Genomic DNA, 11,752 nt, shown 5'->3' on the forward strand with positions numbered 1-11,752 from the left:
TCTTCACTACCATCCTGTCTCGTCTGAACACCTCATAACTCCTCAAAGAGTGCTGCCCCGGCATGCTGACAAATACTGGGGGTAAGGGGGAGTTGTGCCCTGAAAAAGGAAATCGTTCAAAGAGTAAACTGAATCAGGGCTTGAAGCTCAAACTGGCCGCTGGCGCGGCCTTGATTGCGACGGAGCTGGGTATTGGTGAAACATCCGGGCTAGTGTTTGCTGATTATGGCCGGCCAACAGATTTTGAGATTATCTGTTGGCCTTCCTGCCAGGCACCCAAATTAACAATCCCGCAACCTAGAGCTAAAACATCCCTAAGGATTATCTTCAGGGAACTATCACCAATTTACTCGATTGCTCTACAGATCCTTCTTTTGACCTTACCCGGGTAACCGCAGTACTTTCCTCAGGATTGATAAGCGCAAAACTCGCATGCCAGGTTCCGGAAGAAATCAGGCTGTTCACATACGCAGTCACATCGATCTCATAGAGCATCCAGTTATCAGAGGCAACGGTCTTCTCACCGATGTAGGAGCCCATCGTCGGAAAGTTATTCCAGGTTACGGAATTTTCCAACCATTCATCCTCAACGGCACGCACCTGAGTGGTGACCGAACCAGCCCTTGAAAGCTCCATGTTAAGCACGAGCGTCGCGCTGGACACTGGCGCGGTTAAGGTGGAAACATCAAACATCAGCAACCCGTAGCGTATATAATCCGCTCCCGACATTTTCACTTCCATGATTGAAGCATCACCATAGTTTGTATCCGGCAGACCATCTCTGACATGGGTATCGGCATAAACATCGAACGGCAACCCTACTGCATGCCCCAAAACTGCGTATTCTGCTTCCGCCGAAGTGACAATGTCCGAAAATACGATTTCTCCGGCAGTAGCCGTCACTTCCGTGAATGGAGCATTGTCCTTGAACACTTCATACAACACCCCATCTTCCATGCCAGTCACTTTGAAATCTGTTTGAACACTGTCGCTGGCGGAAGCTGCCTTCCAGCTCTTGGTTGGACCGGTGAAATCAGGTGACCTAATCGCGATTTCTCCAGAAGCCAGAGACACCCAGAAAGGTAAAGCAGTCACATCGGTACTCGAACCGATAATTGATGATGTTAATTCCAGAATCGTCGTAGTTCGCGGAGTACCATCCGAGATATCATAGGTTGCCGTTACTACGCCAGCGCTTTCTTCAGGATCAAGAATACGCCCGTTATGATTAATGAGAATAACAGTGGCATAGTCTGTCAATTTGACGTTCGTATTTTCATCAATTTCGAACACTACGTCAGACGGAAACATATCTGAGCCATCCAGTCGGACAGAAAGCTCCGAAAACAAATGCGTATTACCGACAATTTCTAAGTTAGACGAATCGTATAATTCGACATCGGTCGGTCCGTCAAAGATATTGTCTTTGAATACGATATTGTCTGAATCTCGTATCTTCATCAGGCGACCGTTATTGCTGAAGGTGTTGTATCTGAATATATTGTCGGCAGGTCTTCCATTGGTTGTCGCCGGAAGATCGGAGCCCGAATAAAAGTACGCACCATTCTTCACGTTATCTTCGATAATATTATTTTCGATGATATTGTCATGACTCCCCAGAGACAAACGTATGCCGTGTCTATTGCCAGTCACGGTATTATTTTTGATAATATTGTTATGGCTTTCAAAAACTGCAATACCATTTTCCCGATTATCGTACACAGTGTTATTTTCAACGACACTGTCGTTAGTGTCACGATGGAGCATTATCCCATGTCGATTCCTGTATGAAACATTGCCCGATATCAGCAAATTGTTACAGCGCTTTGAACAAATAATCCCGTGATTTTCGTTATCGTGTACATCATTACTTAAAATTTGGAGCCAATCGGAATCGTCATGCGGGTCTATTCCGTAACTTTCGTTAAATGAAAATTCATTATTTTCAATGGTCATTCCATAAGAACCAAAAGTATACATTCCCATATAGTTATGATGAATATAGCTATTAACTATGTCGCCATAAACTTCAAGCCTATCGTAGATAGTTTCATCCGAATCCCCTCCTCTCACTTTCCATACCAGCCCGTAGGATTCAGAATCATGAAACCCCAAATAGGAAACCTCGCTGTTACTGATGTCCATTCTTGATTCTTGAGCCAGTACGTTGGATTCGATGGAGTTTACATGAATGTAAGCCCGACCATTACTCGAGTCCACATCAGGACCATTAGCTGCCGGGTCCCAACTGCTTACGGTCGTCCCTTCTATTAAAATGTTTCCATATTTAGCCTGGATTTTTACATGTTTTGGTGCAGAGCCATTTTCACTCAATAGTAAAAAAGTATCAGCATCACCACCATCACTGGTGCCACGAATGATAAATGTTGATCCGCCCTCTAAGCGCATTTCTGACTTTAACAACCACACCCCTGGCTGAAGCTGCTCGATCAACTGACCCTGAGCAATGGAGCTGTATTTGGCAACGACGATAGTAGCAATCTGAGATATGCTACAGGTACCGCCATTTTCAACATATACCCTGTCACTCGAAGTGGAATATCGTATATTTGATTGGTCACAGGCAATCGCTGAAAAACCGGCAAACAGAAAAATCAAGCAGGCAAGAGCAGGTGCGTATCGTTGAAACTTTAAACATTTTCGGTGCATTACTGACAATTTTCTCTGTTTTTCAGATACTCTCAGCATAAGTGACATGGTTCATCCCTCGATAACTTGTCCAATGACTTATCTAGCCCGAACAACTATCGTTTGAAAACCTAAGACAGCTGTTGTGCACTTCGGTTGAATCAACAGGGGTGGCGGTCCTACTGTTTCACCTAAGCTAATTGATTCGGCTACAAGCATTCTTTGTTAAAAATGGTTGGCGTAGGTAAACTTTCTTTGCCAACCAAAAAATTATCCGGCTTTTTTCGTTTCCGGCACTCTATTATAGATATCCTCAAAACGGACAATGTCATCTTCCCCGAGGTAACTTCCGGTCTGAACCTCAATCAACTCCAAGGGTATTGTTCCTGGATTTTCCAGACGATGTGTAACACCAATCGGTATATAAGTGGACTCATTTTCAGACAACAGCCTCTCACTGTCCCCGATAACAACTTTTGCGGTTCCTGAAACTACGATCCAGTGTTCCGCGCGGTGGTGATGCATTTGTAAAGAAAGCTTACCCCCTGGTTTAACGGAGATTCTCTTTACCTGGTATCGTCCACCATGATCTATGCCTTCATAGTCTCCCCAGGGACGGTGTACGCGTCTATGATGAAGATGCTCGGTCCTACCCCTGGACTTAAGATGAGACACGATGGCCTTAACATCTTGAGCACGGTTTTTGTTTGCCACCAATACTGCATCCGACGTTTCAACAATTATGATATCTTCCAGTCCGACTGTGGCTACACAACGGCTTTCAGACATAATTAGAGAGCCTTTTGTTTCATGACATATAACATCGCCCTTTTTCACATTCCCACTCTCATCCTGATCCAGTAAATTCCAGATTGATGACCAGGAGCCAACATCAGACCAGGATAAAGGTAATGGCAGAACCACAGCGTTTCCAGTATTTTCCATGACGCTGTAGTCAATAGATTCTGCAGGGCAAGACAGAAAGCTCTCGCTGCCAATACGCATAAACCCTGAATCCAGGGTCTTTCCTTGCATCGATGTTTCGCAGGCTTTGAGAATGATAGGCCGGTGCTCATTTATCTCGTTTAGCCAAACATCCGCACGCAGAACGAAAATTCCTGCGTTCCAGTAATAATCACCTGATTCCAAATACCGTTTAGCCGTTTCCTTGTCAGGTTTTTCAACGAATTTATCAACAAGGTAGGCACGGGTCTCAGAGAGAACCTGGCCTCGTTTTATGTATCCATAGCCAGTTTCCGCCCTATCAGGAACGACCCCAAAGGTCACTAAACTTCCGCTATCCGACAGTACCGCAGCCTGCTCAACCAAGCGTGAAAAATTGGACATGTCAGGAATCATCTGATCGGCTGGCATAACAACAACAACTGCTTCTGGATCTCTTTGAACAATATCTAGTGTGGCAATGGTCAGTGCTGGCGCCGTATCGCGCCCCTTGGGCTCCAGTATAATGGAATCAAATTTCTTACCAATTTTCAGCAACTGGTCGGCGATAAGAAATCGATGCTCCTCATTACAAACGAGTATCGGATTTTGAATATTTGAGACTTCACCCAACCGAAGCACGGTCTCCTGTAATAGCGTTTTTTCGCCACCAACTGCTAATAGCGGCTTGGGATGAAACTCTCTTGACAATGGCCAAAGGCGGCTTCCCGCCCCACCACAAAGTATGACTGGATAGATTGTCATGGCTTGTTCCTCAAAATTCGATCATGAATTAGAATTGTGGATCCAATCCTATCTACATCTACCAACAAATACCTTTATACATTCCGCTGTTGGACAGGCTGTTTATTCTCACCAAATCAATGATAGTTTGATCAGGCCGAATTTTTGATGATAAATCCGTAAACTCAGCATCATTGGTTCCAAGTACCAGCGTTTCTGCGTGATCAAGTACTTCGTCGATACCACTGGCCATCAATCGGTGGATATGGGGAATCTGGTTGAGAATATAATCCTTGTTCGCACCCACCAGTGATGCTATCGATACATTTTTATCATATAACCTTATGTCATAACCTTTTCCCAGCAGGCGTTCGATGACTTCAACCAAAGGGCTTTCACGCAAGTCATCGGTACCCGCTTTGAAAGCAAACCCCAGTATTCCAATTTTCTTCTTGCCACCACCATTAATAACCATGCTGATGCCGCGGTCGATCTGATAGTTATTATTAGCCAAAATGGAATTCATGATCGGAAGATTCAAATCCAGGCTCTTTGCCTTATAGGTAAGAGCCCGTACGTCTTTCGGTAAACAAGATCCGCCAAATGCAAAACCTGGTTTCAGGTAATATGGTGACAGGTTAAGTTTGGTATCCTGACAAAAAATATCCATAACCTCATGGCCATCAATCTTCAATTCTTTACTAATATTTCCTATTTCATTCGCAAATCCAATTTTCAAAGCATGCCAGACGTTGTCTGTGTATTTCACCAGTTCGGCAACTTCAATCTTTGTTCGAATCATTGGAGCGTCAATGTCTTTATAAATGGCGGCCAGAAGATCACCGCTTACATCATCCATTTCTCCGATGACAGTCTTTGGTGGATTGAAATAATCGTAAACAGCGGTACTCTCTCTTAGAAACTCCGGATTGTTACACACACCAAAGTCTTTTCCTGACTTCTTTCCAGAAAATTTTTCCAGCGTTGGGATAACTGTCGACTGCATGGTTCCAGGAAGCACCGTACTTCGAACCACGACCACATGAAAATCATTCTTGTCTTTTAAAGCCATGCCAATTTGTTCACAGACATTAGTAACGTATTGAAGGTCGAGCCCACCGTTTGGCTGACTTGGAGTACCCACACAAATAAAGGATATTTCAGTATTGGAAATAGCATCCTTTACATCGGTTGTAGCTCTCAACCTTCCAGAGCCAACTCCGTCCTTAATCAACTCACCAATGTCTTTTTCGATAATGGGAGTGAGACCACTGTTAATGGAATCAATCTTTGGTTTATACGGATCCACACCGATCACATTATTGCCCTGAAATGCCAGGCATCCTGCAGATACTGCGCCGACATAGCCTAATCCAAAAATAGAGATTTTCATGATTTAGAACTCCTTAACACCCAAGTAGATAAACCCCTTAACACTTAAAAAACTTGTGATAAAGGTAACGGTTTGAATATTTCAAGATATATCAACAGCGAAAACGCCATCAACGATACCCAGAAAAATGTCAAATAGCTGGCCATATAATTACGAAACGATAAGATAAATCCTTCGCTAGCAGATGGTGCCTTTTGGTTACCACGGTTCATCCATCTCTGCTTCGGCAGTCGAAATACGATATAGACTTTCACCAGGGAGTTAATCAGTTGGTTAGCAAAAAGAAAGAAAGGGAATAACACATGTATACGGCCTGCATAGACAAATATCATCAATGACAATACCGTCCTGGACGTTAACACCCAAACCAGATAAGCCAGTATATAAACAGGAGATACAAAAATCGCTACAATGATCGCCGTCATCGGTCCAATCAAGGTGGTCCACATGGCAATTCGTTGATCCAGAATACACCACCAAGTGAATAGGCCAACGTGTCTGGGTCCCAGCGCTAAAGCTCGGGCCCCATTCCTAAGTACGTTTCCGGACCATCGTAATAGGTTCTGAACCATTCTTTCATAGCCATTACCCTCGATACTTTCAACAGTGATTACCAAAGCATCCGGAACGTAAAACATGTTGCCACCCTTTTTAAGTAACCAATACCAGGTACTTTTGTCATCACCAGACAGAAAACGAAAGTCATCCCATAACCAGTGGTTTAAATGATCGGACTCAACAGTGCGGATAAAGCTATAATTGACCACGTTTTCAGCCCGAAACACAGACATTCGACCAGTTAAGGTAAGAACCTTGTTAGAAAGTGCATGTGACTGCATAGCCATATGTCTCTGGGAAAATCTCAAATCCAACCAGGATTTTATCCAGCTAGGTCCCTTGCTGAGTTCAACTATCTCATCTGTTGTTAAAGCAAGGAGATTTTTGTCGAGTTCAAAAAACGGAAGGCATTTTTGCAAACACCCTGGAGCCATAATGGAATCACCATCCATGAATACGACCGGATCATCACCGCCAACCCCATATCGGGACATCGCTCTCAGTGCGAGGCCGATTGCAAATCTTTTACCCGGTTTATTTTGCCGTATGACAATGAATTCGATGTCGACGCCTCCACCATGTACTTTTATGTATTCCTCGATAATTTTTTCATCATAGATATCACCGCTGCCTACAAAAACTTTTGCCGGAACATCAACACAACGACTTTCTCTAAAAATACTGTCCAAAACCCTCACCGTAACGCTCTTATCCTCTTTATAAGTAGTCATCATGAAGATCAGATTTTTAGGACGCCATCCGCTTTCCCAAACTTTATCTGCCAGGGATTTTTTACGGGGATAGACAAAAAGTCCAAATATTTGCGCTCGAATAAAATGCGTTAACCACCAACCGTACCTCCAGGTTCCAATAATGCCCAGTGTAGCCGCTAGCTGTACGGTATTGTCTTGCCAAATTCGATTAGGTATAAATCGTAATAAAAAGAATATTGTGAATATCAATAAAGCCAATTGAATCACTTGGTTAATACTGCATTTAAACTCTCTGCCGGTGTGTTTCAACTAAGATCCTCCTCTAACAGGGCTCTCACCTTGTGAAAGAGTAGGCGCCGATCAAGGTTTTCTCTCGCGATACGAACCATTTCCTGAGGAATCGTAACATCTCGCTCCAAAGCAATGTATGCCAGAGTTGACCTGGCCATCCTTTTAATTTCAAATTTTTGCACCTTTGCATAATGAAATCCCGCTGCAGCCCTGTTTTCATCAATTGCTGCTGTTGAGTTTTTAAACTCATCACCTGTTTCATGTCGCTGAAGTTTATCCACAACATACCAGTACGCTGATTTTACCTGCTGGTCACAACACTCACTGATCAACGCAATATCTAGCCATGCTTCCAAATCGTAAACGTGATAGTAAAGGGCATCTCGTTGTATGTAGTCGATTGACTCGCCTGTACTGGCATCAATATTTATTTGTACATGTTCAGCTGCCGATTCGGAAGCGGATCGAAAACCATCCACATTACCTAGCGCCCTTGCTATCAACATCTGCATCTTAAGTTGATGTGTCTTGTGGTTATTTAAGGCCGTCTTCGGTCCAAACTTCCACTTTTTCTTGGCTTGATACATTGCCTCAAAATATTCACTAATTTTGTCGACTTCATCAGCATTTAACTCTTCACATATAATTGCGAATGCCCACACAAGCCCATCCAGCCTTGTTTCATCTATTGGATTTCCTGTCGGTATGTTTACCTCTGACCACTTCAACAATATAAATTTAGCCATTTCGTGAAATTCTTTTCTGTTAAAGGCTACATAGGACAAAGCCAGAATTACTGCGCTGTCTGAATCCTGTAAGGCCGCTCTAGAGGCAATAAAGTAAGGGTCATTTTTGTCTTCAACACCCGCACTCCTTAAACTTGATACGGGAGATGGCTGTCGCTTCAAAGCTTGCTCTGCTTGCACTAGAAGCTCTTCCTTTAACGTTGCTTGCTTCTCTAAAACTGAAGACAAATCCACTTCTTGCCAAAGTGAACTGCCACAGCCTGCATGGACACTAACAGACACCAACCCTGAAAGAATTGTCATGATAAAAACATTCATCACCACTGAGCAACGACACATATTAATTGCACTCATCTTTATAAAAAAAGGTTTATTCAGCTTTTGTCATTGCAGGAAAATCTAATTTAGGAATACTTTCTGAAAAGTTCGCGTCATCATTGTCTCCAGAATTAAACTCTGCAGAGCCTTTTATAATGTTGGCATCAAAAATTCTTGAGAACTCTACAGTGACGGGCAATCCAGGCGGCAGGTTATCGAGTTTTTTATTTGGATTTTTACTATGCAATATCAGATTTACTTTCACCGCCACCGCTGACTCTGGCAATACTGAATTAACATTCCTGAGGGATGACTCTGGAATCAAGCCCCGCTCTATGCTATCCACGGTTGCACTCAGCGAAGTTGACGAACCCTGTAAAAATATTGTTGCAGGCCTACTCAAATCAATTTTTTTAAGATTGTCTGCTGACACAAATGCTTCTATCAGCTTTTTTCCATTACCTTCTATCACAGCTAAGGGTTGGCCTTTTTCTACGAACTGCTTAGTCCCCGACAACACCGATACGATTCTCCCATCTACTGGCGACTGAATCTCCAGCCTAAGGCGACGCTTCTCCATCAACGAAAGCCGCTCTTTCTCAAGAAGCAAACGCTCTTTAGCTGCTGTCACAGCAGGCTTCAATTCACCAACTTTGCCTTCCAGTTTGTTATCCGTGTAAAACCAACCACTGTCTATTTGCTCAACCGCTTTTCGAGCCATTTCTTCATTGGCCATAGCCACAGATAAACTTGCTCTTAGACCGATATATTCTTCAGCCACTCGATCAACAACATCATCGCTGGCCAAATCTTTCTGGTGTAGCTTCAGGTTTCTTTCATATCTGGTTTTTGCCAAAGCCAATTTTTCTTTGAGTGCTTTTGTCTCTGCTTCCGCTATTTTCAGTTCGGCCACTCCAAATGACCTGTAAATTTCCAGCATTTGATATTCAGCTGAGAGCTTCTGCTCATTTTCCATAAGCTCATTTTCTGCGTCTCGAACAACAATCTTGGCCATCTCTATGCTTTCAATCGTGGCATCATCTCGAATATAGAACAGTGGCTCATCCAACTGAACTGCATCTCCGACCGTGACATACGTCAGATCAATTGTCCCGGAAAAGGGTGCTCGAATCAGATTATCCGGAGCTGATATCGCAGCTGACTGTACCCGTATTTTGAAAATGCTTGAATAGGCAATACCAAGAACATAGCTTCCAATCAGTACTCCGGCAGCAATGTAGGAAGAGGCAATAAGGATTGCTTTGCGTTTTTTTTCAGGTTGCCTTTCATTTTTCTTGGAATCCGGTTTCTCTGAAACCAACGTAACCGGGGTATCTATGTGCTTTAGTGTATCGCCTATACCTGCAATCTCACCTGAAATAAGCGCGTCAGCAAAGTATTTCAGTAATTCCTCTTTCCTATTGTCCAAGCTAATGAACTTTGCCGACAAACTATTTAGAGACTTATCAATACGTACTATTTTGACCTCCGTTTCAAAATTTATGTCGAAATCGCTGAAGGGAATATCTACTCTAACCGGAATGATGTTTCCTGCCTCGAAACCATCAACACCTTCAAGGTTATCGATGCAAAATCCTCCAATGCTCCAGTTCCTGGTTTTATAAAAATACAGGTCATCATCCATATTCATTTGTATTTTCAGAGGCGCCGTGATCCGGAAATGCCTACGCTGACTGGCTGTTTCTCGTTTCATTCTTGCAGACTTTACGTTCAAAACCGGATATCCCCTTAAGCACTATAAAGATGCATAGATGCACAGTAGAAGCACACTACTTCTTGCAACCCCAAACAAAAGAAACATTTGGTGGTCTGGTCTACCTAACCGCCACAACTCACCACATTATAAAATTAGCGATTGGTGTATCACCGAATTCACAACGGCTGTTCCATAAAAAGTCTTGAGTTAAATACAAACGGAAACAGGAGACCTACTTCTGTGTCTCACATGGCTTGTTATTGAGAGTAGGAACTCATAAGGGATTCAACAATAGCTCATTCGGGCTAATAGGACTTATTAAAACCGAGCGTCACGACGCGCACAGCCAATCTCGTTGCTATGCTTAAAACAACTAAAAATCACCAATCGTTTACGACTAAAGTCATGGAATTCATGTATGACATAATCTGGAAAAGGACTCAAAACCATGCTTTTCACAATTTTGGCCTGCCTAAAAAACTCTCAATAATGAAAAGCAGACCTTGAATCAGGATTCACAGGCGAGTATATGGGGTACTGGCATCTTTCAAGAATGTAAAGCTTTCAGCCTGACGAAGGCCAAATCAAACCCCTCCGTCAAATCTTTAAATATCCAAAGTATTCAGCGGCGCCAGCATGACAACGCTTATTTAGCGTGGCCTAAAACAGAAAATTTTGGAAATTGAGAACATTTTAAATCACGATAAGCATCATTCGAGCGTAAATTGGTATATACCTATAAGTAATACCACCAATAATTGCACCTTCGGTGTTGCAGTTAATTATTCAAATCAAGGTGTACTGAAATGGGATTAAGTTCAGGGTTTCTATACTGCTGTGGACCAATGATGAGGCCAAAAACAGGTGATTTTCTGTTTTTTGGCTAATTTTTATCTTTATACCTTAACGGAAATACTGGTACCAAAGCTTACCGTTGCAATCGACTTCCAGCGTGATTGAAAAATTATCGAGAAAGGACCATTTTGGCATGAGTAAAGTTTATGCCATCCATATGATGTGAATAAATTCTAATTGCAGGAATTTAAGCTTATGCATTCTGATGGTGAGGTATTACGTGCATTACAATGGATAAATACATCCAATTCTGTTGCGCTCCTGGTTCTGCTTGGAGTGGGTAATTTAGCCGCCTTGGTGTATAAAGATGTCCAACTCAATCTTCAGTCTGTCCCATCAAGACACAGCGCACGCCCCATTATGCCCAAAGTAAATATCCCGATTACAGAGCTTGCGAGCAGTGATCTTTTCGGTCAAATCGCAACGGAAATTCCGCTCAATCGGGAATCTAAAACCACACAGACTGATACCCGCTTGCAACTAGAACTGAGAGGAACATTTGCAAGCTCATCAACAGCAGAAGGCCGAGCGCTTATTGCAGAAAAAGGAAAGTCTGCTCGCTACTACAAAGTCTCCGATACCCTTCCGAGTGGTGCCAAACTTAAAAAAGTTGATCCCGAGAAAGTAACCTTTGAGTTTAACGGACGTTTAGAAAACCTGAGATTTAATCTGATTAAACAGCATGCCCAAAATCAACAGGAACAGATTACACCGACCAACAGAAACCCCGCCAGCTCCCCGGCAAACAATCAACATGGCTCCAGGAAAGCCCGTGAAGACTCAAAAATCCATTGAGATAACTGCGTCATGCGAAGGATGTATAAAC

General features: G+C 43.0%; 7 protein-coding genes. 1 reads left to right on the forward strand and 6 read right to left on the reverse strand.

From position 1 onward, the window contains the following. Positions 1–327 precede the first annotated feature (327 nt). The 6 genes from G8770_RS00005 to G8770_RS00030 all read right to left on the reverse strand — a co-directional run bounded on the left by G8770_RS00005 (position 328) and on the right by G8770_RS00030 (position 10,068). The gene (locus G8770_RS00005) at positions 328–2,718 is read right to left on the reverse strand and encodes a CBM96 family carbohydrate-binding protein (protein ID WP_167180445.1); all 2,391 of its coding nucleotides are present in this window, start codon (positions 2,716–2,718) and stop codon (positions 328–330) included. A 201-nt stretch (positions 2,719–2,919) separates the two neighbouring features. Next, positions 2,920–4,356 (reverse strand): mannose-1-phosphate guanylyltransferase/mannose-6-phosphate isomerase, encoded by a 1,437-nt coding sequence (locus G8770_RS00010; RefSeq protein ID WP_167180447.1) that lies wholly within the window; start codon positions 4,354–4,356, stop codon positions 2,920–2,922. Positions 4,357–4,414: 58 nt separating this feature from the next. Beyond that, complete coding sequence (locus tag G8770_RS00015; protein WP_167180456.1) at positions 4,415–5,728, reverse strand: nucleotide sugar dehydrogenase; 1,314 nt, start codon at positions 5,726–5,728, stop codon at positions 4,415–4,417. Positions 5,729–5,772: 44 nt separating this feature from the next. After that, entirely contained in the window at positions 5,773–7,308 is a 1,536-nt protein-coding gene (locus G8770_RS00020) for a glycosyltransferase (RefSeq protein WP_167180458.1), read from the reverse strand. Next, a complete protein-coding gene (locus G8770_RS00025) occupies positions 7,305–8,339 on the reverse strand; it encodes an alginate lyase family protein (protein WP_167180460.1) in 1,035 nt (344 codons plus the stop codon). Before G8770_RS00025 ends, G8770_RS00020 begins: the two co-directional genes overlap by 4 nt. 67 nt (positions 8,340–8,406) lie before the next feature. After that, positions 8,407–10,068: a PilZ domain-containing protein gene (locus G8770_RS00030; protein ID WP_167180462.1), complete on the reverse strand. Its 1,662-nt coding sequence runs from the start codon at positions 10,066–10,068 to the stop codon at positions 8,407–8,409. A gap of 1,053 nt (positions 10,069–11,121) precedes the next feature. Between G8770_RS00030 and G8770_RS00035 the strand changes: the two genes are divergently transcribed. Further along, positions 11,122–11,721 (forward strand): type II secretion system protein N, encoded by a 600-nt coding sequence (locus G8770_RS00035; RefSeq protein WP_167180464.1) that lies wholly within the window; start codon positions 11,122–11,124, stop codon positions 11,719–11,721. Positions 11,722–11,752: the final 31 nt, after the last annotated feature.

Origin of the sequence: Pseudomaricurvus hydrocarbonicus (genome assembly GCF_011602365.1) — a bacterium.
GTDB classification, from domain to species: Bacteria; Pseudomonadota; Gammaproteobacteria; order Pseudomonadales; family Cellvibrionaceae; genus Pseudomaricurvus; species Pseudomaricurvus hydrocarbonicus.

What these genes read in the sequence shown, in the direction of transcription:
- G8770_RS00005 (WP_167180445.1), bottom strand. Translation starts at nt 2,718, where the DNA reads ATGTCACTTATGCTGAGAGTATCTGAAAAACAGAGAAAATTGTCAGTA.
- G8770_RS00010 (WP_167180447.1), bottom strand. Translation starts at nt 4,356, where the DNA reads ATGACAATCTATCCAGTCATACTTTGTGGTGGGGCGGGAAGCCGCCTT.
- G8770_RS00015 (WP_167180456.1), bottom strand. Translation starts at nt 5,728, where the DNA reads ATGAAAATCTCTATTTTTGGATTAGGCTATGTCGGCGCAGTATCTGCA.
- G8770_RS00025 (WP_167180460.1), bottom strand. Translation starts at nt 8,339, where the DNA reads ATGACAATTCTTTCAGGGTTGGTGTCTGTTAGTGTCCATGCAGGCTGT.
- G8770_RS00030 (WP_167180462.1), bottom strand. Translation starts at nt 10,068, where the DNA reads ATGAAACGAGAAACAGCCAGTCAGCGTAGGCATTTCCGGATCACGGCG.
- G8770_RS00035 (WP_167180464.1), top strand. Translation starts at nt 11,122, where the DNA reads ATGCATTCTGATGGTGAGGTATTACGTGCATTACAATGGATAAATACA.